Source organism: Bacillus pseudomycoides DSM 12442 (genome assembly GCF_000161455.1).
Taxonomy (GTDB): Bacteria; Bacillota; Bacilli; order Bacillales; family Bacillaceae_G; genus Bacillus_A; species Bacillus_A pseudomycoides.
The window spans coordinates 4,393,285-4,419,619 of the sequence record NZ_CM000745.1 but is presented as its reverse complement, the minus strand read 5'-3'; the positions used below and the strand labels follow the sequence as shown (position 1 = coordinate 4,419,619).

Genomic DNA, 26,335 nt, shown 5'->3' with positions numbered 1-26,335 from the left:
GGCTATACTACAGTTATTATTCGCGTTTTTTTACTTTTTTATAGAAGGAAATAATTGGTTTGTAACGTTCGTGCACAAGACCAATTACTTCTGCTACGATTTCAGTAAAGAAGATTAAAGCGAACAGAAGGATAATGGATAACCACAATGTTGCGCTAGTGAAAATAATTGCATTTACGCTAAAGAAAATACCAAATGCGTAAATGATAAGTACCGTCGTACGATGAGAAAAGCCCATTGCCAATAGACGATGATGTAAATGCGATTTATCTGGTGCAGAAATTGGTTTTTTATTCACAATTCGTCTGATAATTGCAAATGTGGTATCAAAGATAGGTACACCTAAAATGATAATAGGAACAAGGAAACTGAATAACGTTACACTTTTGTATAATCCCAGTAACGATATAACAGAAATACAATATCCTAAAAATAATGCACCTGTGTCTCCCATGAAAATTTTTGCTGGATGGAAGTTATAGAATAAAAATCCAAGTGTACTTGCAAGTGCAATGAGTGCTAGTGGCAGAATAATAACAGCACCAGTACCCATAGGGCTAGTAAAGGCCATATATGCTAATGTTGCAAGGACGATAGATGAAATCCCAGCGGATAATCCATCTAATCCATCAATTAAGTTAATGGCATTTGTAATACCTACAATCCAAAATACTGTAATTGGATATGCAAGGATACCAAGTTCAGTATCTCCTAAGATTGGAATATACAACACCTGTACTAATAATCCACTTTTTACAATAAGTACGGCAACTAACAGTTGTCCACCGAACTTTACCTTTGCTGATAATTCGTACATATCATCTAAAATACCGATGATGATAATGATAACAGCACCTATAGTAATCGACATCATTCTTTGTTCATATAATCCACTAACAAAGAACCCAACGGCTACACCAATGAAAATTGCCAGTCCACCTAGACGAGGCATAATTTTTTGGTGTACTTTACGTGCGTTTGGCTTATCAGTTGCTCCAATCTTAAATGCTAATTTGATAACGAAAGGAGTAACAACTAATACGGTAATGAAAGATGCCAAAACAGCATAAATCACTTGTGAGTCCATTAATACCCCACCTTTTATATTTTAACGTAATTTTTGAACAAGTTATCTGAAAATTATGATGATTGTTTGCAGGCTCATAACATATGGTATCACAAAAAGATTAGAATTCAATCTTTTTTTCTATTCACTGTAATTGGAAATAGATAAAATATATGACAAGTTTATAATAAATACGATGCCGCACAAGAAGGTTATAATATATCTTATCATTAACTTGTATTGCATAGTTTTTAAATTGTGGTACAGATTTATGACATTTACATATAAGTCTGTTCCTAGTAGGGATGGTAGGATGTGACCGATTCTCTTTACTATAAGTGTTGCACGTTAAAATACGTACGTTTCGCGTTAAAATATGGAAATATAAAATGAGCCAGTAATAAAGCGGTTTGTAAAGAAAAATGTCCAATTGGAGGGCGTTATTTTACAAAATCTTAAAAAAGGAAAGGGCAGGTGTCTCATATAATAGGGAGTGAGGGCTTGCATGCTATCCTATCTCATTTTTATATATTTAAAAGCAACAACTTCATGTCTTAGTATGGGAAAAAGAGTGCCTTAAAGACATCGACATATATTCAGTTTTAGTATGAAAGGGGGAAGCCCAGAATATCTAAACTATAATCTTAGGTATTCTGGGCGGAACATCTAATGAAAATTACGGTGATAGGTACTGGATATGTAGGATTAATTACTGGAGTAGGATTAGCCACATTAGGTCATTCGGTTACTTGTTTTGATATAAATCAAGGGAAAATAGCGAAAATGAAGCAAGGGGAAATGCCAATTTATGAACTTGGTCTGGGGCAATTAGTAGATGCAGCAGTCCAAGAAAAACGATTAGCATTTACATCAAGTCAAACAGAGGCATTTAAACATTCAGATTTCATATTTGTAGCAGTAGGAACACCATCTTTACCGGATGGAACGGCAGATTTAACATATATTCGTAATAGTTGTTATGAAATTGGTATGTGTGCCAATTCAGATATAATTGTGGTTACAAAAAGTACGGTTCCTGTAGGTACGAACGATCAAATGAAAGAATGGATTCAGGAGAAGCTACAAGGGCGGCATATGATACATATGGTATCGAATCGTCATAGGAGCGGAAACAGAAGAAATCGCGCAGAAGGTAGAGAGGCTATACAGTAAGCTGTTAATTGAAACGTTTGTTACAGATATCCGCAGTGCGGAGATGATTAAATATGCTTCAAATGCTTTTTTGGCTACGAAAATTAGCTTCATAAATGAAATTTCTAATATATGTGAGAAAGTGGGCGCAGATGTGTTAGAAGTAGCAGGTGGCATGGGAATAGATCGGCGAATCGGTCCCCATTTTTTACAGGCAGGTATCGGTTATGGGGGTTCATGTTTCCCAAAAGATACAAATGCTCTCGTTCAAATTGCAGGTAATGTTGCGCATGATTTTAGATTGTTAAAAGCAGTAATTGAAGTGAATAACAAACAACAGATGTTGCTTGTTCGGAAAGCTAGAAGCGTAATGGATATGAGGGGAAAGCAGGTTGCGGTGTTAGGAGCAGCCTTTAAGCCGAATACAGATGATATTAGGGAAGCGCCGTCTCTTCTTATTATAAAAGAGTTATTAGAGATGGGAGCAAATGTAATTGTATACGACCCGCAAGCTATTTTGCATGTGCAGCAGTTGTTTGGAGAAGAAATAAAATATACAACTGATTTAGATGAGGCAATCACAGAAGTGGACGCGGCGTTTATTGTAACCGATTGGGAATGCATATGAACGTATCCATTAGAAAGGTATGTGCAACTTATGGGTGAACCTATTTTATTTGATGGGAGAAATTGTTATACTGGGAAAGATGTTGAGAAACATAGAATGGATTACTATTCCGTTGGCAGAAAGAGCATTCGTAATAGGAAAGTTTCTACCGTCTGTTAAGAACGCTTTTTTTGTCCTTTTATCTTCTCAATATATAATGGTGAGTGTAACAATACTATATAAATCCATGTTGATTAGCTGGCATATAAGTTGCGGTTATGAAAACAAAAGGCGATCTCCACTCGTTTTCTCCGTTTGTTTTCACATGGTATGGGGGCTAAAGGGTCTGACCGCTTCTATGCTTAGCTGGACGCTCTCTTCCACCTAAAAGAGAAGATTTTATGTTAGTTTTTCAATTTGTATTTATATAAATCCATGTTGATTAGCTGGTATATAAGTTGCGGCTATGAAAATAAAAGGAGATTTCCACTCGTTTTCTCCGTTTGTTTTCACATGGCATGGGAGCTAATGGATCTGATTGCTTCTATGCATAGCCGGACGCTCTTTCCCACTCAAAAGGGGAGGTTTTATGTTAGTTTTTCATATATCGTAACTAGTGAAAGAAAAGAGGCATTGAAATGACTGAACGTTTAAAAGTAATGACGATTTTTGGAACACGTCCAGAAGCGATTAAAATGGCACCTCTTGTGTTAGAGTTGCAAAAATATCCTGAGAAAATTGAATCAATTGTAGCAGTGACAGCACAGCATCGCCAAATGTTAGATCAAGTATTGAATATCTTTGGTATTACGCCGGATTTTGATTTGAATATCATGAAAGACCGTCAAACATTAATTGATATTACAACACGTGGTTTAGAGGGCTTAGATAAAGTAATGAAGGAAGCAAAGCCACATATCGTTCTTGTACATGGTGATACAACAACTACTTTTATTGCGAGCCTTGCTGCTTTCTATAATCAAATTCCGGTTGGCCATGTTGAAGCTGGACTTCGTACATGGGATAAATATTCTCCATACCCGGAAGAAATGAACCGTCAATTAACAGGTGTAATGGCAGATCTTCATTTCTCGCCTACTGCAAAATCAGCAACGAACTTGCAACAAGAAAATAAAAATGAAGCACGTATTTTCGTAACAGGAAATACAGCGATTGATGCACTAAAAACAACAGTGAAAGAAGAATATAGTCATCCAGTACTAGAGAAGCTTGGAAATGACCGACTTGTACTTATGACAGCACATCGTCGTGAAAATTTAGGTGAACCAATGCGCAATATGTTCCGTGCAATTAAACGCCTTGTTGAAAAGTACGAAGATGTACAAGTTGTGTACCCAGTTCATATGAATCCTGTTGTTCGTGAAACAGCTAACGATATTTTAGGAGATCATAATCGTATTCACTTAATTGAACCACTAGATGTAATTGATTTCCATAACGTTGCAGCACGTTCATACTTAATGTTAACAGATTCTGGTGGTGTGCAGGAGGAAGCACCTTCTCTTGGCGTACCGGTTCTTGTTCTACGTGATACGACAGAACGTCCGGAAGGTATTGAAGCAGGTACATTAAAATTAGCAGGTACAGACGAAGAAACAATCTTTACACTTGCAGACGAATTATTATCTAATAAAGAAGCACATGATAAAATGGCGCAAGCATCTAATCCTTATGGTGATGGCCTTGCTTCAGAGCGTATTGTAGAAGCAATTTTACAATATTTTAATAAAAAATAAGTAGAAAAAAGAGCCGCTCCTCATATCTGTTGATATAAGAAGCGGCTCCTTTCTTTTAAGTAGTAATCTCTACTGATGATTTCGCATTAACCATTCCGCGTTAGCGTTCGTAGACGGAGATTCCTGTTCTTTTTTCTTAGTAGATGAATTTGTTGAATTCGTATCAGAATTAGAACTTGTATTGGTTGTAGAATTCGTGTCTGTTTTATCTTGTCCTAAGTTTTTCAAAATTTCATTACGAACATTTTGAACGCTCATTTCATCTGGAATAAAGTAATAGATATCATTTAGTTTTTTATCTTCACCTTCTAATTTAATCGTTTTTATGTTAGAAGGATCGAATCCAGATAACTTATTATATAAGGCAAGTCCATCGGATACAGGTATATCAGTTTTTACATATTTTCCAACAACCTCCGCTAAATCTTTAATCTTAAAGACTGTAGAAGCGGAATTTAGTTTATGGACAACCGCGGCAAGTACTTGTCGTTGTCTTGCAGCTCGGCCATAATCTCCATTTGGATCTTGCTTTCGCATACGGACATAAGCGAGTGCTTCTTCGCCATTTAATTCTTGCTGTCCTTGTTTAAATTGAATCAGCTTGTAGTAATCTATATCAGATCGTTCCTCGAAATTAAATGGAACATCGACTGTAATGCCACCAACGGCATCGACAATTCCTTTAAAGCCTTTGAAGTCAATTTTTACGTAGTGGTCAACAGGCACACGTAAAAAATTCTCGACTGTGTCTAATGCCATTTTTTCTCCGCCGTAAGCATGCGCCGCGTTAATTTTATCTTTTTTATTTTTTCCAGCAATCGTAACACGTGAGTCACGCGGGATACTCATGAGTGAAACATTTTTTGTTTTTGGGTTAATTGTTGCGAACATAAGAGAATCTGTTCGTCCATTTTGTCCATCCGTTGCATAATCTTCAATTCCCATAATAAGGACGCTGAAAGGTTCTTTTGTAATTTCTACATCTACCGCACGTAATTTTGATTTATCACGAGTAAAGCCACTATACATCTCCATGAGTGAAGAGTAAGAGTTAAACATGTAAAGCCCTACACTACCAATTAAGGACATAAAAATGAGGTAGATAAACAATCTACGTCTGCGCTTTTTTTTCACTCTTCTTTTCTGGAGATGATGATAACGCTCTTCCATACATAAACTCCTTTTAATATATATATGTTATTGTTGCACAATGTCTTGTTCTAAATACAGCATGTCATCTTCTTGTATTGTACATTTCCCATTTGTTAGTTCAATCATCCACTCTGTGAAAGTTTGTTTTTGATCTTCTTCCACATAAGTGTCAAATGTCACATTTTCTAGGTAATGAATCTCTTTAATAGCATATTTTGAGTGGCGTAATTCATTTTCAATTTTTCCAAGTAGTGTGTAATCAATTTCTGTCTTCGTAACTCGCATTAATTTTCGTTCGACAACACCTACATAGTTAATTCCTTCACTTGTACATTTTCCATATGCACGAATTAAACCACCGGCACCAAGTTTAATGCCGCCAAAATATCGTGTGACAACAACAACGGTATCTTTCAATCCACGTTTTTTTAATACTTCTAGCATAGGTACACCAGCTGTACCGCTTGGTTCACCGTCATCATTTGCCTTTTGAATTTGATCTTGCTCCCCAATTAAATAGGCTGAGCAGTTGTGTGTTGCGTTCCAATGCTGCTTTTTTATCTTTTGAATAAATTCTTGTGCTTCTTCTTCTGTTTTCGCTCGACTTATATAGCAAATAAACCGTGACTTTTGAATGACAATTTCGTGCTCACCGTAGCCTTTGATTGTTAAATATTGTAATAACAATGATATACGCCCCTACCTTTCAATATTACTAGTACTTTTTATTGTAAAAGGGGGAGTTTTCAGATTCAAACATTTTTTGTAGGAAAATAGCAAATTCTATTATAAATTTAATATTTTTGTTGTAAATTGTCCAAGTGTTTATTATAATCTTACCCCGGCATTTTTCATACATTAATGCACCTTTTCCTATTTTCGTGTAAAATTAGGAAATAAAAACTTTTTTATAAGGCAGGTACGAAAATGAGAACAGCTATTGTTACTGATAGTACAGCATATATACCGAAGCATATTCGTGAAGAACTCAATATACATATGATTCCATTAAATGTGATTTTTGGAACGAATTCTTATCAAGAAGAAGCAGAAATTACAGCGGATGACTTTTATGTAAAAGTACGTGAACATGAAGAACTTCCAAAAACTTCTCAACCAGCAATTGGAAAATTTGTGGAGCTATTTGAAGAACTGGCAAAAGAATACGATGCGGTGATTTGTATCCATCTTTCAAGCGGAATTAGCGGGACATATCAAACAGCAACGACAGCTGGGCAAATGGTCGAAGGGATAAACGTATATACGTATGATTCTGAAATTAGTTGTGAAGTACAAGGGTTTTATGTGCGTGAAGGTGCAAGAATGGTAAGCGAAGGAAAGGCGCCAGAAGAGATTTTAGCTAGGTTTGATGAAATGAAGCAAACAATAGATGCTTATTTTGTTGTTGATGATCTCCATCATTTGCAACGCGGTGGCCGTTTAAATAGCGCGCAAGCATTTATTGGTAGCTTATTGCAAGTAAAGCCAGTTTTATATTTTAGAGATAAAGTTATTATCCCGTTTGAAAAAATTCGCACACGCAAAAAGGCACTAAAGCGTATCGTTGAAATTTTCGATGAACATGCGAGTAAAGGTATGCCGATGGAAGCTGTTATCATTCATGCAAATCGTGAAGAAGAAGCGAAAGAGTGGCAGCAAGAATTAGAGGAAAAGTACCCTCATGTTACAATCCGCATCAGTTATTTTGGTGCTGTAATTGGAACGCACTTAGGAGAGGGATCACTAGGTCTAGGGTGGTATACAAAATAATAAAAATGTAAAAGCTCTCTTTTTGTAGAGAGTTTTTTACGGATATACGTATGCCTATTTGACAAGTTAATATTTTGAAGTGATAAAATTTAATTTATATAAATACGGATTGAAAGACCGACATAAAGTGAAACTTTAATCAGTGGGGGGCTCCATCCCCCACTGATTATTAGCCCTCGCCAATCGGGCTTTTAGGGACAGTACCTTTTTTAGCCCTATTCCATGTGAAAACAGAAGGAGAAAATGAGTGGGAGTCTCCTTGTGTTCTTCATAGTCGCAATTTATATGTTGGGAAATCAAAATGCATTTATAAAAAATAAGGAAAGTTTTATTACTTACTTTTTATAAGAAACTATTTTATAATAAAGAGGAGGTGAAACATATGGAGCATAATTCTTGTTTATGTCCAAAGTTTGAGTCGGCTTTTACACTTCTTAGTAAAAAGTGGACGGGTTTAATTATTAAATCTTTGTTAGAAGAGCCGAAGCGATTTAGAGAAATTGCGGATATTATCCCAAATATGAGTGATCGTATGTTGTCAGAGCGTTTAAAAGAATTAGAGAGTGAAGGTGTAGTCGTTCGTAATGTGTACCCAGAAGTACCTGTTAGAATCGAATACGGATTAACAGACAAGGGAAAAGCATTAGAAAGTGTTATGAATGAAGTCCAAAATTGGGCTGAAAAATGGGTGAAATAATAGATTGTTCGATGAATAGAGAGAAAAAAGCACAAGGAGTGTTCCTTGTGTTTTTTTTTATAACAAATGTATGACAATTGTACAAAAAAACAGCGCGATTCCCTTAAGATTCTACAAGAAAATACAGGATTAGAAGGGAAATGTCAGGAAATTACAAACGTAATATTACATTTATTTTACAAAATCGTAACATTGATAAAATATCTCCCGAAATATGGTATAAATTTTAATAGATTATATACGGAAAAGAAAAAAAGAAAGCGGTGTAAAAACAAAATGAAAAAGCTAAAAATGGCATCTTGCGCATTGGCTGCAGGATTTATGATGTTTTCAGTGGTAACACCAAATGTATTTGCGGAAAAGATTGAGGATGTAAAAACACAAATTAACACACAAAATGATACTTTACATAAGCAACAACAAGAACGTGACGAGCTTCAAAAACAAATGACCGACTTAAATAAAACGGTTCAAGATTTAGATACGTCTGTTCAAGAAAATGCAGCAAAACTTGATGAAACAACGAAAAAAGTTGAAGAAACACAAGCATTAATCGAGAAGAAAAATCAAAACATTGCAGATTTACAAACGAAAATTGCAAAACGTGAAGAGTTATTAAGAAAGCGTTTAGTAGCGCTTCAAGAGCAACCAAATACAAACGTTGTAACAGAAGTTGTTGTAAACTCTAAAAACATTGCAGATTTAGTAGATCGTTTAACTTCTGTTTCGAAAATTCTTGAATCTGATGAAGATATCATGACAACACAACAACAAGATCAAGCAACTGTGAAAAAAGATGTTGAAACGGTAAAAGAAAAACAAAAAGAATTAAAAGAAGCGCAAGTAAAAATCGAAACTGCAAAGAAAGAACTTGATGCTGAAAAAGCGAAAAAACAAGAAGCAGTGAACGATTTAAGCGGTAAAATGGATACAGTTGTAAACAGCATGACAAGCACAGAGGGTCAATTAAAAGAGCTTGAAAAGCAAGCATTATACTTACAACAACTAGCTGAAAAAGAAGCACAAGAAAAAGCAGCGCAAGAAGCTGCTGCGAAGAAACAAGCAGAGCAAGCTCAGCAACCGGCACAACAAACTGCACCAGCAAATAATGGTGAACAAGCTAAGAAAGAAGATGTTAAGCCAGCACCAGCACCAGCGCCTGCAAATAATGGTGGACAAGCTAAGAAAGAAGAAACTAGACCAGCACCAGCTCCAAAAGGTGGGGTAATTGAAAAAGCGGAAAGTTTAATTGGTATGAAATATGTATGGGGAAGCTCTTCACCGTCAAACGGCGGATTTGACTGCAGCGGTTTAGTCTCGTATGTGTATGGATTAGGGCATCAAACTACTTCTAGTTTATGGGGTTCTGTACAAAAAATTAGCGCATCTGAAGCGCAACCAGGTGACCTTATCTTCTTGCAAGGTACTTACAGAGCAGGTGTATCTCACGTTGGAATTTACATTGGTAACGGTCAAATGATTCATGCTGCTGATGAGAAAACAGGCGTTACTCGCGGTAGCGTAAATAGCAGTTATAACCAAGCTCATTTCTTAGGTTACGGTAGATTATAAGATTTTTAACTAAATAAAACATGTGTATAAAGTCGATAGCTTACTATTTTAAAAGTAGGTTATCGGCTTTTTTGGTTTTTTACGAGAGAAAGAGAAAGGATTATAGTAGAGCTATATAAATATAAATACGCATAGAAAGACCGACATAAAACCATTCCTTTTAGGTGGGAGAGAGTATCCGCTTATGGATAGGAGCGGTCAGTGCCTTTTTTAGCCCCATGCCAAGTAAAAACAGAAGGAGAAAATGAGTGGAGAACTTCTTTTGTTTTCATAACCGCGACTTATATGCTGAAAAATCAAAACGGATTTATATAGGGGGCGTTACTATGCTAGTAGGAAGACAAATGCTACGAGAAGAACTTCCATTTTCGAAAGATGAACTAGATCGTTTGGAAAGACAAGGAGATATTTCTTTGGAAAGAGGTGTAATAAAGAAATCGTCACATTATGTATGTCAGCGCTGCGGAAATGCAGAACCGCGGTTATTTGCATCATTTCTATGTAAACGATGCAACCAAATGTGCACGTATTGCCGAAAGTGCATCACGATGGGGCGAGTGGGAGAATGTACAGTGCTCGTTCGAGATATACGAGATGTAGTATGGGAAAGTTTGCCGAATCCTTTACGGTGGGAGGGCCATTTATCAGCTGGGCAGGAGAGAGTAGCTAGCGGAGTAACAGAAGCAGTACACCAAAAAGAATCTTTTTTTATATGGGCAGTATGTGGAGCTGGTAAGACAGAGATGCTTTTTTATGGTATAGATGAAGCTTTACAAAAAGGCGAGCGGGTTTGTATTGCAACGCCGCGGACTGATGTGGTGTTAGAGCTCGCACCCCGTTTGCAAACTGTTTTTCCAGATGTACCGATTGCTGCGTTATATGGTGGTAGTTTGGACCGTGAAAAGGAAGCAAGGCTCATCGTTTCTACAACGCACCAGTTGCTTCGTTATTATAGAGCATTTGATGTTATGATTGTGGATGAAATTGATGCTTTTCCATATGCGATGGACAAGATGCTTCATCATGCAGTAGAGCAAGCGAGTAAAGAGCGAGCTGCGCAAATTTATTTAACTGCAACTCCGGAAGAAACATGGAAACGTAAGCTATGGAGTGGTAAACAAAAAGGTGTAATCATTCCGGGGCGTTATCATCGTCAGCCTTTGCCAGTCCCAAGGTTCCGGTGGTGCGGTAATTGGAAAAAGGCGTTAAAACGAAAAGAAATCCCGCATGTTGTTTTTGAATGGCTAAAGTATTATCTCCTTAAACAATCTCCTATTTTTCTATTTGTTCCTCACGTACGTTATATTGATGAAGTAAGTGTATTATTAAAAAAATTAGATGATCGCATTGAAGGTGTTCATGCTGAGGATCCAAAGCGAAAAGAAAAGGTAGCTTCGTTCCGAAAAGGAAATATCCCATTATTAGTAACGACGACGATTTTGGAACGCGGCGTGACGGTAGAGAATTTACAAGTAGCGGTGTTAGGGGCGGAAGAGGTCATTTTTTCGGAAAGTGCACTTGTACAAATTGCTGGCAGGGCCGGCAGAAGTCATCGCAGGCCAGATGGTGATATTCTTTATTTTCATTATGGAAAAACAGAAGCAATGATACGCGCAAAAAAACATATTCAATTTATGAATAAAAAGGCAAAGCAAGAAGGGTTGATACATTAATGCATTGTCTACTTTGTCATGATTTTATTTCAGAAAGCGTTAGCTGGTATTCTTTTTTTATTCAGTCTGACAGGCGGTGTATATGTGAGCGATGTGAACGGAAACTTTCCTATATTATAGGAGAAATTTGTGATGACTGCGGCAGACCATTTGAGTCTCTGTCAGAGGAGTATAGAGAAGGTAACCTTTGCAAGGATTGCGTAAGATGGCAGGAAGAGAGAAAGTTTCTACCTATAAAAAATCGATCTGTGTACGTCTATAATGATTGGATGAAGGAAGTATTAGCTCAGTTTAAATTTCGTGGGGATGCTGAGCTTGTTCGTATTTTTCATGCGCACTTTGTAGCTACATTTCGTAAGTATTTTTCAGACTGTCATGCGATGATTCCGATTCCGCTTAGTAAGGAGCGAGAATACGAGCGTGGTTTTAATCAAGCGGAATTGTTAGCATCTTGTTTACCACTTAGTTTTCTACAAACATCTTTAAGTAGAAAAGACACGGAAAAGCAAAGTAAAAAGAAACGTATAGAGAGGCTTTCAGTAGCGAATCCCTTTTATTTTCACAAAGAAGAAATGTTTATTGGGCAGCATCTTTTACTCATTGATGATGTGTATACGACAGGAATTACGGTTAGGCAAGTTGCAAAGTGCCTGTATGATGCAGGTGCTCGAAAAATTTCTAGCCTTACTCTTTGCCGTGGGTAATATATGTATGTCGAAAGATACAATAAAAAGGCGACAAGACTTCTTTGACTTGATATGTTGTCATTCGTTATAGTCAAATTATGGGGTAAATGCCCTTATTTTTAGAGTGAAGGGAATGGAACGAACATGCAAGGAAGAGTAAAGTGGTTTAATGCAGAAAAAGGATTTGGGTTTATCGAGCGTGAAGACGGTGATGATGTTTTTGTTCATTTTTCTGCAATTCAACAGGATGGGTATAAGTCGTTAGAAGAGGGACAAAAAGTAGAATTTGACATTGTAGATGGTGCGCGTGGACCACAAGCAGCGAATGTTGTGAAATTATAATTTCGAACGAAGAGTTTTGTGAGAAACATAGAGCTGGGGTTGTGGCAACGGTTTATATATATTCAATTTGATCTTCCAAAATATAAATTGCGGCTATGAAGAACAGAAGGAGACTTTCACCTATTGTCCCCTTCTGTTTTTTTTGCGTGGCATGGGGAAAAAGTCCTGTCCGCTCTTATGCAAAGACGGACGCTCGTTCTCACCAAAAAGAAATGGTTGTATATGGTTCTTTCAATTTATAACTTTAATTTGATTTCACGGCACATAAATTACGGTTATGAAAGACAAACAGAGACTTCCGCCCATTGTCTCCTTGTGTTCTTACATGGCACGGGGCTAAAAAAGTCCCTGCCCGCTACTAGCCATGGGCGGATGCTCCCTCCCACCTAAAAGAGATGGTTGTGTTTTCGGTCGGTCTTTCCGTTCAAATGATAAAAATGTTGTCAAAAAGTTGTTTCTTTTCTGTAACGAATTGTCCATACTTATATTCGTTATTTACGATGTTAATAGGGTAAAATGTAAATAGAAACGATGCATCTTTTCTTTTCAACAAAAAACGATAAAAAATTTCAATTTCCCTAACTTTTTCAAAAAAGTTAGCAGGATTTTTTAAGCCATTGTCGAAATTGTATACATAGGCTTGAAAGGAGGAATTCATCTATGAAATTCAACATTCGTGGTGAAAATATTGAAGTAACTCCAGCATTAAAGGAATATGTAGAGAAAAAACTTAGCAAATTAGAGCGTTATTTTGATACATTCCCAGAGGTTAAAGTTAATTTAAAAGTATACTCTGACAAGCAACGTGTCGAGGTAACAATCCCATTTACAGATTTATTACTTCGTGCAGAAGAAACTCATAGCGATATGTACGCTGCAATTGATTTAGTGGTTGATAAAGTTGAGCGACAAATTCGTAAACATAAAACAAAAGTAAATCGTAAATTACGTGAAAAAGGCTCTCCGAAAACTGCATTTATCCTTACAGAGCCAGCGGCAACGTTGGAGGAAGTGAAAGAGGATGAATTAGAGCTTGTACGTACAAAACGATTTGATTTAAAACCAATGGATGTTGAAGAAGCCATTTTACAAATGGATATGTTAGGTCATAACTTCTTCGTCTTCACAAATGCGGATACAAATGAAACTAATGTTGTCTATGGCCGTAAAGATGGAAAATATGGATTAATTGAAACAAAATAATAAGTAAAGAACGCAGCTGTAAAAGGCTGCGTTTTTTTATTGTTTATAAAATGTTTTACGTGTAGACTGATGAAACATATGAAAGTCTTTGAGTTTTCACTCTGTTATTTTTGGGAAGACATACCGCTGTCTCAGAATGGAACAGGAAACAAAGAAGTTTAGTAAAGGATGAAATCGCTATAAAACGCCTATTAATCAAAATTTCAGCTAATTTAGGCTATGCGTTTGGCCAGTTGTTGTCATAGCTATAAAACAAGTGTTACAATTATCATTAGGTTTATACTTTTTTTGTTTTTTTAATTAGGAGAGAAAATGCTAGAAAATAAATTTGCGTTTTATAACGACTGATTAGTGAGCAGAAATATAGAGCACGATCGGAAGTTTTATTTTAATAAAAGAGGAGCGTATTTCCTATGATCGGTATTTTAAAAAAGGTGTTTGATGTAAACCAGCGCCAAATTAAACGTATGCAGAAATCTGTGGATCAAATAGAAGGGTTTGAATCATCGATTCAATCGTTAACTGACGAACAATTAAAAGGGAAAACAATTGAATTTAAAGAGCGTCTTACGAAAGGCGAGACAGTAGACGATTTATTACCAGAAGCTTTTGCGGTTGTTCGTGAAGCAGCGACACGCGTTCTTGGTATGCGCCCCTATCCTGTGCAATTAATGGGTGGTATTGCCTTACATGAAGGGAATATCTCTGAGATGAAAACAGGGGAAGGTAAAACATTAACTTCTACTTTACCGGTTTATTTGAATGCTTTAACAGGTAAAGGTGTTCATGTTGTTACAGTCAATGAATATTTAGCGCAGCGTGACGCAGGGGAAATGGGACAACTACATGAGTTCCTTGGCTTAACAGTAGGAATTAACTTGAATAGCATGTCACGTGAAGAAAAGCAAGCTGCTTACGCTGCTGATATCACATATAGTACAAACAACGAGCTTGGTTTTGACTATTTGCGTGATAACATGGTGCTATATAAAGAGCAACGTGTTCAGCGTCCGCTTCATTTTGCAATCATTGATGAAGTCGATTCCATTTTAGTTGATGAAGCGCGTACGCCGCTTATCATTTCTGGACAAGCACAAAAATCAACAGAACTATATATCTTTGCAAATGCATTTATTCGTACGTTAGAAAATGAAAAAGATTACTCATTTGACGTGAAAACGAAAAATGTCATGTTAACAGAAGACGGGATTACGAGAGCAGAGAAAGCTTTCCATATTGAAAACTTATTTGATTTAAAACACGTTGCACTTCTTCACCATATTAATCAGGCGCTTCGTGCACACGTTGTAATGCACCGCGATACAGATTATGTTGTACAAGAAGGCGAAATTGTAATTGTAGACCAATTCACTGGTCGTCTTATGAAAGGCCGCCGCTATAGTGAAGGTTTACACCAAGCGATTGAAGCAAAAGAAGGCGTAGAAATTCAAAATGAAAGTATGACATTAGCAACCATTACATTCCAAAACTATTTCCGTATGTACGAAAAGTTATCAGGTATGACTGGTACAGCGAAAACGGAAGAAGAGGAATTCCGTAACATTTATAATATGAATGTTATCGTGATACCAACAAACAGACCAGTTGTTCGTGATGACCGTGCCGATTTAATTTTCAAAACGATGGAAGGAAAATTCAATGCGGTTGTTGAGGATATTGTAAAACGCCATAAGCAAGGGCAACCAGTTCTTGTTGGTACAGTTGCAATTGAAACATCTGAACTTATTTCAAACATGTTAACACGTAAAGGTGTACGTCATAACGTCTTGAATGCGAAAAACCATGCGCGTGAAGCAGATATTATTACAGAAGCAGGATTTAAAGGCTCTGTAACGATTGCGACAAACATGGCTGGTCGTGGTACGGATATTAAACTAGGCGAAGGTGTAAAAGAAGCTGGTGGCCTAGCGGTTATCGGTACAGAACGTCATGAAAGTCGTCGTATTGATAATCAGTTACGTGGTCGTTCTGGTCGTCAAGGAGACCCTGGTGTGACGCAGTTCTACTTATCAATGGAAGATGAATTAATGCGCCGCTTCGGTGCAGATAATATGAAAGCGATGATGGATCGCCTTGGTATGGATGATTCACAGCCAATCGAAAGTAAAATGGTATCTCGTGCTGTAGAATCTGCGCAAAAACGTGTAGAAGGAAACAACTACGATGCACGTAAACAGCTCTTGCAGTATGACGATGTACTTCGCCAACAACGTGAAGTAATTTATAAGCAACGTCAAGAAGTAATGGAATCTGAAAACTTACGAGGCATTATCGAAGGTATGATGAAATCTACTGTAGAACGTGCTGTTGCCCTTCATACGCAAGAGGAAATTGAAGAGGATTGGAACATTAAAGGTCTGATTGACTACTTAAATACAAACCTTCTTGAGGAAGGTGATGTTAAGGAAGAAGAATTACGTCGTCTTGCACCAGAAGAAATGAGCGAGCCAATCATTGCAAAATTAATAGAGCGTTATGATGAAAAAGAAAAACTTCTACCAGAAGAACAAATGCGTGAATTTGAAAAGGTTGTTGTATTCCGCGTTGTAGATACAAAATGGATGGATCATATCGATGCGATGGATCATCTTCGTGAAGGTATTCATTTACGTGCTTACGGTCAAATTGACCCGCTTCGTGAATACCAAATGGAAGGATTCGCAATGTTTGAATCCATGATCGCTTCCATTGAAGAAGAGGTTTCTCGTTACATTATGAAAGCAGAAATCGAACAAAACTTAGAGCGCCAAGAAGTAGCTCAAGGTGAAGCAGTTCATCCGAAAGATGACGGTGAAGAAGTGAAAAAGAAACCAGTCGTAAAAGGTGAACAAGTAGGACGTAACAACCTATGCAAATGTGGCAGTGGTAAGAAATATAAAAACTGCTGTGGTATTGGGAAATAAGGAAAAGTGGCGCCGACTGTTCAGCCCCGTTGGCTAAGGTTCTTTCTTGTGCGGAAGGTTCTTAGACATGAGGGGCTAGGAGGCAGAACTGGATTAAAAGAAAAGCGGAAGCGGCTCGTTCAGAATATCAGGCGCTCCAAATCGATCTTACACGAAATTTTATTTTCAAAATGGAAAAGTTTTAAAAATATCCATATAATAAAAAGGGACAAACTCTCTCTGTAATAAGCGGAGGGAGTTTCCCTTGTTTTATATAAAAGCGATAGCAATTACATAGAGGTGAAGAGCATGGAATTAGTAGAAATTAGGCAAGAATTAGAGAAAATGGCTAAGAGATTAGCGGCTTTTAGGGGGTCTCTTTGACCTTCCTACAAAGGAAAAACGCATTGCAGAATTAGAAGAAACAATGATGGGTGCAGGCTTTTGGGATGATCAACAAGGCGCACAAACTGTAATTAATGAAGCGAATGCGTTAAAAGAAATGGTTGGGAAGTTTCGTCAGTTAGATGAAACATTCGAAAATTTAGAAGTGACACATGAACTTTTAAAGGAAGAATATGATGAAGATTTACATGAGGAATTAGAATCTGAAGTGAAATCTTTAGTTCGAGAAATGAATGAGTACGAGCTTCAGCTATTATTAAGCGATCCTTATGATAAAAATAATGCAATTTTAGAACTACATCCAGGTGCTGGTGGAACAGAATCACAAGACTGGGGTTCTATGCTATTACGTATGTATACACGCTGGGCTGAAAAACGCGGGTTTAAAGTAGATACAGTCGATTATTTACCAGGCGATGAAGCAGGAATCAAAAGTGTAACATTGTTAATTAAAGGTCATAACGCTTACGGTTACTTGAAAGCAGAGAAAGGTGTACATCGTCTTGTACGTATTTCACCGTTTGACTCTTCAGGCCGTCGTCATACATCGTTCGTATCTTGTGAAGTTGTACCTGAATTTAATGATGATATCGAGATTGAAGTGCGTACGGAAGATTTAAAAATAGATACGTACCGTGCAAGTGGTGCGGGTGGACAGCACATTAATACGACGGATTCCGCGGTTCGTATTACACATACGCCAACGAATACGGTTGTAACATGTCAATCCGAGCGTTCGCAAATTAAAAACCGTGAACATGCGATGAAAATGTTAAAGGCGAAATTATATCAAAAGAAATTAGAAGAACAGCAAGCGCAGTTAAATGAAATTCGTGGTGAACAAAAAGAAATTGGCTGGGGTAGCCAAATTCGTTCTTACGTATTCCACCCATACTCTCTAGTGAAAGACCACCGTACAAATACGGAAGTTGGTAATGTACAAGCGGTTATGGATGGAGAAATTGATCCGTTTATTGATGCATATTTACGCTCTCGTATTTCTTAAGAAAAAAAGCCAACGGACTGTTGGCCTATCGTTGAGGAGATAGAGGGGAATAATGAGGTACATCTTGTCTGTATTGATAAGAGAAGGAGGAAGAGGAGTTGGGTGACAACTTCTCTTTTTGATGAGCTTGGTTTTATGATACAAGGTCGTATATTGTTTTGTAAAAAGTAAAAAATATTAAGAAGCAAGCTATAAATGATAAGGAAGCCGTATAGAATTTTTCCTTTTCTGTTTTGTAAAAACAGTATCTTTATAGTAATTTGCATTTGTTCACAGAATTGAAACAATTGGTGAAAGCTTTATATGAGTAGGGTTCTCATCCTTTTTGTAAAAAATATCCTATGGAGGTTGGTTTTTCTATAAGGGGATAGTTATTATAATGGCAAGTGAGAGCTATGTGAAAGTATGGCTATATCAATAATAAGAAGGATATCAACAATGGGGAGCGATATAAGTGAAAAAGAAATTGTTGGCTATTGCATTAGGAACATCATTAGCTTTTACTATAGGAGCATGTGGAAAGAAAGAAGAAAATAAATCTTCTAATCAATCTGCAAGTACAGATAGTGCAGAGCAAATTTTCAAAAAAAGTTGTGCAGGTTGTCATGCTAGCGACTTATCTGGTGCAACTGGACCTGATTTACGAAAAGTAGGCGGTAAATACGACGCGGCGGAGATTGAAAATATTATCAAAAAAGGACGCGGTTCAATGCCAGCGGAACTTATTCAAGGTGAGGATGCAAAAAAAGTATCAGAGTGGTTAGCAGAACATAAGTAAGAAAAGAGGAAGTGGCTTGTTTAGAATAGAAGGAAGAAGCAAAGCCACTGAGCATTCTAGCCGCTAAAGCTAGAACGTAAAAAAAGTGGAGCTGACTGTTTAGCAGTGTTGGCTAAGGGGCTTTTTTGTGTGGAAGGTTCTTAGACATGATGGGCTAAACAGTCAGTTTTTTGGGCTATTTTATAAAAAGCTAGACTTATAAGATGATTCATAAAATGATATAGACTTGTTTATGATATATATGTATCTATTTTGATTTTAAAATAGATAAACTGCTGCTATGAAGAACAAAAGGTGACCTGTACTCGTTTTCTCTCTTTGTTTTAACTTGGCATGGGGTAGGAAAAGGATCTGACTGCTTCTATGCATGGCCGGATGATCTCTCCCATCTAAAAAAGAAAGGGTTTATGTTTGTTTTTTCAATTTGTACTTATATAGTTAGGAATTAACCTTTTATCGAGGAAAGGGAGCTTTGAATAACTGCTTTTTCTTGTTTCTTTTTGCGCTGTAACATAACTGTAACAAAATTGTATCCGAATTGGAAACCTAATGATGTTACAATGTAGTTTGTAGAATTTTGCTGAAACATGTACATAAGCAACAGTGATAGACTGAAACTGCTGTTACTGTTATTTGAAACAACAGAAATACTTTAATAGGTTTGTAGTACAGCAGAGTGTAAGTAAGGGTGGGAGCTTTTGCTTTCATATTCAGATAGACAGAAAAAGTATGTCGAAAAAAATCATTAAGTATTGGGTGATAAATAATGATAAAAATGACGAATGTTTATAAGGAGTATCCAAATGGTATGAAAGCCATCGATGGACTCACAGTTAGCATTAAGCAGGGTGAATTTGTATACGTAGTTGGACCGAGTGGAGCCGGAAAATCTACATTTATTAAGATGATGTATCGTGAAGAAAAACCAACAACAGGATCTATCAATGTGAATGGACTTGTAATTGAAACGTTAGCAGAGCGAGATGTACCATATTTTCGCCGTCAGCTAGGCGTAATTTTCCAAGACTTTAAATTGCTACCTAAATTAACGGTATATGAGAATGTAGCGTTTGCTTTAGAAGTAATTGAAGAAGAGCCTGATGCAATTCGTGAGCGTGTTACTGAAGTACTGGGTCTTGTAAGCCTTGAAGATCGTGCGGACGCACTTCCAACTGAACTTTCAGGTGGAGAACAACAGCGTGTGGCGATTGCAAGGGCGATTGTAAATAAGCCAAAAGTTGTGATTGCCGATGAGCCGACAGGAAACTTAGATATTGATACAGCACTTGATATTATGAGTATCTTTAAACGTATTAATGAGCGCGGTACAACAATTGTTATGGCAACACATAACGCAGATATCGTAAATACAATTCGTCATCGCGTAATTGCGATTGAAGGCGGAAAAATTGTTCGAGATGAGATTGAGGGAGGATACGGATATGAAGACTAAAACCCTTAGTCGGCATTTACGAGAAGGTGTAAAAAATCTATCCCGTAATGGATGGATGACGTTTGCTTCTGTAAGTGCAGTAACAGTTACATTATTACTTGTAGGTGTCTTTTTAACAGCGATTATGAATATGAACCACTTTGCAACGAAAGTGGAGCAAGATGTAGAAATTCGTGTACACATTGATCCAGCGGCGAAAGAAGCGGATCAAAAGAAATTGGAAAAAGATCTTAGCAAAATTGCAAAAGTGGATTCTGTTAAATATTCTTCTAAAGAAGAAGAGTTAAAACGTTTGATTAAAAGCTTAGGTGACAGCGGAAAAACGTTTGAGTTATTTGAGCAAGATAATCCACTTAAAAACGTATTTATTGTAAAGGCGAAAGAACCAACAGATACAGCTACAATTGCGAAAAAAGTTGAAAAAATGCAGTTTGTAAGTACAGTTCAATATGGTAAAGGCCAAGTTGAAAAATTATTTGATACAGTGAACACAGGCCGTAATATTGGGATTTTGTTAATTGCTGGTCTATTATTCACAGCAATGTTCTTAATCTCTAATACAATCAAAATTACAATTTATGCACGAAGCACGGAGATTGAAATTATGAAACTTGTAGGTGCGACAAACTGGTTTATCCGTTGGCCGTTCTTATTAGAAGGTTTATTCTTAGGTGTACTTGGTTCAATTCTCCCAATTGTTGTAATTTTATCTACTTATAATTCGCTTCAAGGTATGTTTAACCAGAAGCTTGGAGGAACGATTTTCGAACTTCTTCCATATAGTCCGTTTGTATTCCAACTTTCCGGTTTATTAGTGTTAATTGGTGCATTAATCGGTATGTGGGGAAGCGTAATGTCAATTCGTCGCTTCTTAAAAGTATAAAAAGTTGCAAACATAATTCGTACAAGCTTATCATATAGTAGAAATAGGTAAAGGCATCACACAATGTGTGATGCCTTTTGCTACACCACCTGTGTGTTCTGGAAAGGGGAATTCCGCATTGAAACGTAGAGTTGCGATTATTGGAATGATTGTTGCATTTTTAATTGGTGCTGGCGGAATGTTTGCAGGTATGTATATGTTTGGAATCAATCCATCATATATGGCGCAAACAATTACAGGCGATAGTGCCAGCACGAAACAAGGGGATTTAGCTAAAATTAATGAGGCGTATGCACTGATTGATTCGCGTTATGTGGAAGACGTGAAGGATGAAAAGCTTGTTGAGGGTGCGATACAGGGTATGTTGTCGACGCTGAAGGACCCTTATTCCACGTATATGGATAAGGAAACAGCGAAGCAATTTACAGAGTCGCTTGATCCGGAGCTTGAAGGTATTGGTGCTGAGGTGAACAAAACGGATGGAAAACTGATCATTGTCTCTCCGATTAAAGGGTCACCAGCAGAAAAAGCAGGCATTAAGCCAAATGATCAAATTTTATCAGTAAATGGAAACAGTGTAAAAGATTTATCACGTGAAGAAGCGGTCTTAAAGATTCGTGGTAAACAAGGAACGGACGTTACGCTTGAGATAAAGCGTTCAGGAGTAGCAGATCCACTAGAATTTAAAATTAAACGTGAAAAAATTCCGATTTTTACTGTGTTTAGTTCTGTAAAGAAAGAGAAGGAGAAAAATATTGGTTATATCCAAATTACATCTTTCTCTGAAAATACAGCGAAAGAATTTAAAGATCAATTAAAAGAACTTGAAAAGAAAGATATAAAAGGCCTTGTCATTGATGTACGTGGTAATCCAGGAGGTTACTTAAATAGCGTACAAGATATTTTAGGATTAATTATGACGGACAAAAAGCCAATGATGCAAGTTGAACAACGAAATGGTGAGAAAAAGAAATTCTCAACTGCATTAAAAGAGAGAAAATCATATCCGATTTCAGTGTTAATTGATAAAGGAAGTGCATCGGCTTCAGAAATTTTAGCAGGTGCATTAAAAGAGGGCGAAGGATATGATTTAGTTGGTGAAAAAACATTTGGAAAAGGTACTGTTCAGCAAGCTGTTCCGTTTAAAGATGGCAGCAATATTAAACTGACAATGTTTAAATGGCTTACACCAGATGGCAATTGGATTCATAAGAAAGGAATTGCCCCAACGGTGGAAGTGAAACAGCCAGATTATTATCATGCAACGCCAATTCAAATTGAGAAAACACTTTCTTATAATTCAAATGATGTACAAGTGAAGCATGCGCAAGAAATGCTGAAAAGTTTAGGATATGTACCTGGACGTGAGGATGGATACTTTAGTAAGGAAACAGAGTCGGCTTTAAAAGCATTCCAAAATGCAAATGAAATGGAAATGACAGGTCAGCTTGATAAGAAGACAGCTGAAGCGATTCAAAATAAAATCATTGAAAAGATTCGTTCTGGTGAAAATGATCTGCAATTGCAGGCAGCATTAAAATTAATGGCGAAATAAGGAAAAATACAGGCATATTATTGCCTGTATTTTTTTGTATGTGTTTATCCCGCTACTTATGAACGGTAACACTTCTATCTCAAAATTTAGAAAAAGAAAAGAAGGTAGATGGGGGATGGAGAAAACGCCACTGATTAAAGTTTCACTTTATGATAAGATAAAAAGAAAGAATAAATGGTGGTGAAGCGATTCGTGGAGGCGTGGTCTTTTGAGATAATGCGAGCAGTTGGGCGTTTTTTCTTACACCCTGCTGTCTATGTATTTTTGATAAGTAGCATTTTTGTTGGATACTTACGTATATTACGAGAACGAAAAGATTTTTCTTTTAAAGTATATGATATTTGGTTTGAACTACGAACATCCTTATTTTCAGGAGTTGGATATGGATTCGTTGTATCCATCATAACAGTTGGAGCCGGACTAGTTATGTCGCAAGCAAGTATATGGATGATTTTAATTTGGACACTAGTATTTGGACTAGCTGCTCAATATAGATATTTATCTTCTGCTTACACATTTGGCGTGGCGATTGTAGCAGCTTTATTATCTTCTAAACTTCCAATCTCTTTCTTACAGCTTGGAGAAGGAGAAGAGAGTACCATTACATCACTTGCCATTTTACTTGGCTTGATGTTAGTAGTAGAAGGATTATTAATTTCGAAAAATGCGGTGCGGCATTCAACGCCTAAAATGCGTAAAGGAAAGCGCGGTTTAAATATTGGACTACATGAATCAAAGCGTTTATGGCTCGTTCCGATTTTTATTCTTGTGCCGGGAGATGCTGTTACACAATTTGTTTCGTGGTGGCCGGTCATTTCTGTTGGTTCACAAACGTATTCCTTATTCCTTGTACCGTTTTTAATTGGCTTTATGCGAACAATTAGAAGTGAGGAACCGACAGAAGCATTATTATTTACAGGAAGACGTATATTTGGTTTAGCGACCCTTGTTCTTGTTTTAGGAGTGATCAGTTATTGGTGGCCTGTTGTAGCTATTCTTGCGATGGGAGTCGCGATGCTTGGTCGCTTTACTATTGCGATGCGGGAACGTATAGCTGATGAAACGTGCCCAGCATATTTTGCAGCGCGCGACGATGGATTAGTTGTATTAGGTATAATTCCGAATACAGTCGGTGTAGAAATGAATCTGAAGCCCGGAGAGGTTATTACGAAAGTAAACGGTGTAATTCCTAAAAGTGCAGAAGAGTTTTATGATGCGCTTCAGTCCAAGACGACAGGGGCATTTTGTAAGTTAGAAGTACTTGATACAAAAGGCGAGCTCCGCCTTGCTCAAACGGCACTATATGCAGATGGACATCATGAATTGGGAATTGTGTTTGTAGAACAGAATCATAAGTGGGATACGGAAGCAGTGTAATTTAAAAGACCTTGTATATGTAATTTTAACAGAATTAGCGTACCATATAGGTAGGTAAGAAAAAGATACATATATAGGAGGCTGTAAAAAATGATCGTAACAACAACTTCTGTTATTCAAGGGAAAGAAATTATCGAGTACATTGATATCGTAAACGGTGAAGCAATTATGGGTGCAAATATCGTCCGCGACTTATTTGCTTCTGTTCGTGACATTGTCGGTGGCCGTTCGGGTGCATATGAAAGTAAATTAAAAGAAGCACGTGATATTGCGATGGAAGAGATGAAATCTCTTGCGAAGCAAAAAGGTGCAAACGCGATTGTTGGCATTGACGTAGACTATGAGGTAGTTCGCGAAGGGATGTTAATGGTTGCGGTAAGTGGAACAGCTGTCCGTGTGTAGAATATAAAGAAAGAAGCCGTGCTTAATGCACGGCTTTTTGTATGCTTGCTTATGTCGTATATTGTCGAAGTGCCGATATATTTGCAGCATCCTAGCATGTCGAATCATCGATATTTCTTGGGAAATGGCAGCGGCCTCGTCGAGATATAGGGAAGACATTAGAGTGCTTCCTTACAATTCCTGATTTTCTCCAATAACTGCTCATATTCTTGTTCAAGAATTGTAACATCATCCTGTCGATCAGGCATCGAAATCCGACTGATGATTTCTGTTAATTTTGTTTGCAATCGCAACAGTTCTTGCTCGGTAGTGTTTACAGAAGTTTGTTCTGTTCGATTCATATATGGAAGCTTCCTGCTCAAGAGCATGAGCGATCTTTAAGCGCATTCGTTCACCGCCACTCATTGCATCTGAAACGTTTGAAATGTTCCACTTTCCTTTTGCAAAAGTGGAAGTATCCTCCAATGTTTCCTCGCTAAATTGAGGGATAATGGCGATCGAACCATAATGTGAGACAGAACCTTCGTCCGGCTCTATTTCTTTGCTTAATATTTGTAGTAGCTTAGATTTTCCGGCTCCATTGACTCCGACAATGCCGATGCGGTCATTTCCTTGAATTTCAAGCGATTGTACTGTAAATATAGTGCGGTCACCAAAGTTTTTTTCAATATTGCGTGCGAATAAAATGGTCATAAAAAAACCTCCCTAGTTTCACTAGAGAGGATAGACGTCACCCATAGATGTAAAAAAGTGTGTAGAAATAAGCGATGCACATATTTTTACACGATCGCGATAAAAGAAAGTATCGACAAATGGACAGACTAATCCTCTTCTAGTTTTCATCATTTTGTTTCACTATGCGTGATGGATGAATAAATAAGAGAATTAGAACTTCATTGGCCGGGTTACCTTCCTTTCATAATGTTATTTTTATTGTATGCGTATACAAAGAGATTTGGCAAACTAGTTTCTGGTTATTATTTCCGGAATTGTTCATTGTATAGTTTCGCTTTTGCTAATACTTCTTTATCGTTTGAAATTTCATCCGGTGCATTAGCATCACCGATAATGTAGCCTTCAAAAGAAGAACCGATAAAATCAAAGATGTATTGAAATTGTGCGATAAGTGGTAATGCTTTTAACTTTGGATTATCTCCACCAACAATGACAACGTACATCTTTTTTTCTTTCATCTTTTCTTTAAAATGAAGGGATCTATCACGTAAACTTTGTGACCAGCGATCAACAAAGTTTTTCATATGTCCGCTCATCCCATACCAATATAGAGGTGTAGCGAAAATAATTGTGTCGTGTTCTAGCATTTGCTCAATTAGGTTTTGGTAATCATCATCTACTGGTTGAAATCCTTCTGCTTCATGACGTTGGTCTGTAATAGGATGAACGGTATGATCTCGTAAATAAACTTGTTCTGCATCGATACCATCAATCATCATGTGTGTAAGGGCTTCTGTATTTCCATTTGAACGGGAGCTTCCGTGTATAACGAACATATGTAATCATTCCTTTTCCTTCGTTTTTTTTAGGAGTGAAACATGCTTCTGTATATTCGCTTGAATATTGGAGAGCAGTGAAATTTGCTTTGTTACCTCAGCCAGCTTTTCTTCGTAAAGTGTAAGAATACTACTGCATGGATTTTCGTATAATTGTGGTTCAATTTCTAAGCAGCGCAGCATTCTTGCAGTTTCTTCTAAATTTAAGCCGAGCTGTAAGTACATCTGAATGAGTTCAACTTTTCTGGTGGCACTTGCCTCAAAATCACGATAGCCATTTGTAAGGCGTTTCGAAGGAAGCAACCCTTTTTCTTCATAATGCCTTAATGAACGTTCACTGACGCCAGTTCGCTTTGATAATTCTCCAATTCGCACTGCATTTCAC

Annotated in this window: 21 protein-coding genes and 2 pseudogenes; 17 read left to right on the top strand and 6 right to left on the bottom strand. The window is 37.2% G+C overall.

Features of this window, described 5'->3' with window-relative positions; all coding sequences use genetic code 11:
• Window positions 1–16 precede the first annotated feature (16 nt).
• On the bottom strand, window positions 17–1,087 hold the full coding sequence (locus BPMYX0001_RS22555) for a glycosyltransferase family 4 protein (protein WP_003202041.1): 1,071 nt from the start codon (window positions 1,085–1,087) through the stop codon (window positions 17–19).
• Window positions 1,088–1,735: 648 nt separating this feature from the next.
• Here BPMYX0001_RS22555 and BPMYX0001_RS29635 point away from each other — a divergent pair.
• A pseudogene (locus tag BPMYX0001_RS29635) lies at window positions 1,736–3,005 on the top strand (UDP-glucose dehydrogenase family protein).
• A 458-nt stretch (window positions 3,006–3,463) separates the two neighbouring features.
• Window positions 3,464–4,582, top strand: a complete 1,119-nt coding sequence (wecB, locus tag BPMYX0001_RS22545; protein ID WP_006096567.1) for a non-hydrolyzing UDP-N-acetylglucosamine 2-epimerase — start codon at window positions 3,464–3,466, stop codon at window positions 4,580–4,582.
• Between the two features lie 69 nt (window positions 4,583–4,651).
• On the opposite strand, the gene BPMYX0001_RS22540 is transcribed toward wecB, so the two are convergent.
• Window positions 4,652–5,752, bottom strand: coding sequence for an LCP family protein (locus tag BPMYX0001_RS22540; RefSeq protein ID WP_006096566.1), 1,101 nt, complete (start codon window positions 5,750–5,752; stop codon window positions 4,652–4,654).
• Between the two features lie 27 nt (window positions 5,753–5,779).
• Window positions 5,780–6,421 (bottom strand): YigZ family protein, encoded by a 642-nt coding sequence (locus BPMYX0001_RS22535; protein ID WP_003202049.1) that lies wholly within the window; start codon window positions 6,419–6,421, stop codon window positions 5,780–5,782.
• A 240-nt stretch (window positions 6,422–6,661) separates the two neighbouring features.
• Here BPMYX0001_RS22535 and BPMYX0001_RS22530 point away from each other — a divergent pair, with 240 nt between their 5' ends.
• The 15 genes from BPMYX0001_RS22530 (at window position 6,662) to BPMYX0001_RS22455 (ending at window position 24,439) form a co-directional block, all read left to right on the top strand.
• Window positions 6,662–7,504 carry a DegV family protein gene (locus tag BPMYX0001_RS22530; RefSeq protein ID WP_006096565.1) on the top strand — a complete coding sequence of 281 codons (843 nt, stop codon included), beginning with the start codon at window positions 6,662–6,664 and terminating at the stop codon, window positions 7,502–7,504.
• A 382-nt stretch (window positions 7,505–7,886) separates the two neighbouring features.
• Window positions 7,887–8,201, top strand: a complete 315-nt coding sequence (locus BPMYX0001_RS22525; RefSeq protein WP_016112543.1) for a winged helix-turn-helix transcriptional regulator — start codon at window positions 7,887–7,889, stop codon at window positions 8,199–8,201.
• A 276-nt stretch (window positions 8,202–8,477) separates the two neighbouring features.
• Window positions 8,478–9,773, top strand: a complete 1,296-nt coding sequence (locus tag BPMYX0001_RS22520; protein ID WP_078211629.1) for a C40 family peptidase — start codon at window positions 8,478–8,480, stop codon at window positions 9,771–9,773.
• Between the two features lie 326 nt (window positions 9,774–10,099).
• Entirely contained in the window at window positions 10,100–11,446 is a 1,347-nt protein-coding gene (locus BPMYX0001_RS22515) for an ATP-dependent helicase ComFA (protein WP_006096561.1), read from the top strand.
• Complete coding sequence (locus BPMYX0001_RS22510; protein WP_078211597.1) at window positions 11,446–12,150, top strand: ComF family protein; 705 nt, start codon at window positions 11,446–11,448, stop codon at window positions 12,148–12,150. The genes BPMYX0001_RS22515 and BPMYX0001_RS22510 overlap by 1 nt, the downstream gene beginning before the upstream one ends.
• Before the next feature lie 126 nt (window positions 12,151–12,276).
• Complete coding sequence (gene cspC / locus BPMYX0001_RS22505; protein ID WP_001162040.1) at window positions 12,277–12,474, top strand: cold shock protein CspC; 198 nt, start codon at window positions 12,277–12,279, stop codon at window positions 12,472–12,474.
• Window positions 12,475–13,134: 660 nt separating this feature from the next.
• Window positions 13,135–13,677, top strand: a complete 543-nt coding sequence (hpf, locus tag BPMYX0001_RS22495; RefSeq protein WP_003201824.1) for a ribosome hibernation-promoting factor, HPF/YfiA family — start codon at window positions 13,135–13,137, stop codon at window positions 13,675–13,677.
• A 413-nt stretch (window positions 13,678–14,090) separates the two neighbouring features.
• Window positions 14,091–16,601, top strand: coding sequence for a preprotein translocase subunit SecA (secA, locus tag BPMYX0001_RS22490; RefSeq protein WP_006096559.1), 2,511 nt, complete (start codon window positions 14,091–14,093; stop codon window positions 16,599–16,601).
• A 288-nt stretch (window positions 16,602–16,889) separates the two neighbouring features.
• Window positions 16,890–17,991 (top strand): peptide chain release factor 2 gene (gene prfB, locus BPMYX0001_RS22485; RefSeq protein ID WP_097794513.1). Its coding sequence is split into 2 segments (ribosomal slippage): window positions 16,890–16,961 and window positions 16,963–17,991, totalling 1,101 coding nucleotides; the frame shifts between segments, so codons are not numbered across the junction.
• Between the two features lie 454 nt (window positions 17,992–18,445).
• Window positions 18,446–18,769, top strand: coding sequence for a cytochrome c551 (cccB, locus tag BPMYX0001_RS22480; protein WP_003201828.1), 324 nt, complete (start codon window positions 18,446–18,448; stop codon window positions 18,767–18,769).
• 766 nt (window positions 18,770–19,535) lie between these two features.
• Window positions 19,536–20,222 (top strand): cell division ATP-binding protein FtsE, encoded by a 687-nt coding sequence (gene ftsE / locus BPMYX0001_RS22475; protein ID WP_003209063.1) that lies wholly within the window; start codon window positions 19,536–19,538, stop codon window positions 20,220–20,222.
• Window positions 20,212–21,105 (top strand): permease-like cell division protein FtsX, encoded by an 894-nt coding sequence (ftsX, locus tag BPMYX0001_RS22470; protein WP_018765117.1) that lies wholly within the window; start codon window positions 20,212–20,214, stop codon window positions 21,103–21,105. Before ftsE ends, ftsX begins: the two co-directional genes overlap by 11 nt.
• A gap of 118 nt (window positions 21,106–21,223) precedes the next feature.
• The gene (locus BPMYX0001_RS22465; protein WP_078211595.1) at window positions 21,224–22,660 is read left to right on the top strand and encodes a S41 family peptidase; all 1,437 of its coding nucleotides are present in this window, start codon (window positions 21,224–21,226) and stop codon (window positions 22,658–22,660) included.
• A 174-nt stretch (window positions 22,661–22,834) separates the two neighbouring features.
• Window positions 22,835–24,037: a PDZ domain-containing protein gene (locus BPMYX0001_RS22460; RefSeq protein ID WP_078211592.1), complete on the top strand. Its 1,203-nt coding sequence runs from the start codon at window positions 22,835–22,837 to the stop codon at window positions 24,035–24,037.
• Between the two features lie 90 nt (window positions 24,038–24,127).
• Complete coding sequence (locus BPMYX0001_RS22455; RefSeq protein WP_003201842.1) at window positions 24,128–24,439, top strand: heavy metal-binding domain-containing protein; 312 nt, start codon at window positions 24,128–24,130, stop codon at window positions 24,437–24,439.
• Between the two features lie 342 nt (window positions 24,440–24,781).
• Here BPMYX0001_RS22455 and BPMYX0001_RS22450 read toward each other — a convergent pair.
• From BPMYX0001_RS22450 to BPMYX0001_RS22440, 3 genes and pseudogenes are all read right to left on the bottom strand, one after another.
• A pseudogene (locus BPMYX0001_RS22450) lies at window positions 24,782–25,132 on the bottom strand (ATP-binding cassette domain-containing protein); the annotation flags it as partial.
• 284 nt (window positions 25,133–25,416) lie between these two features.
• Window positions 25,417–25,950, bottom strand: a complete 534-nt coding sequence (locus BPMYX0001_RS22445; protein ID WP_006096552.1) for a flavodoxin family protein — start codon at window positions 25,948–25,950, stop codon at window positions 25,417–25,419.
• Between the two features lie 6 nt (window positions 25,951–25,956).
• Window positions 25,957–26,325 (bottom strand): MerR family transcriptional regulator, encoded by a 369-nt coding sequence (locus BPMYX0001_RS22440; RefSeq protein ID WP_006096551.1) that lies wholly within the window; start codon window positions 26,323–26,325, stop codon window positions 25,957–25,959.
• Window positions 26,326–26,335: the final 10 nt, after the last annotated feature.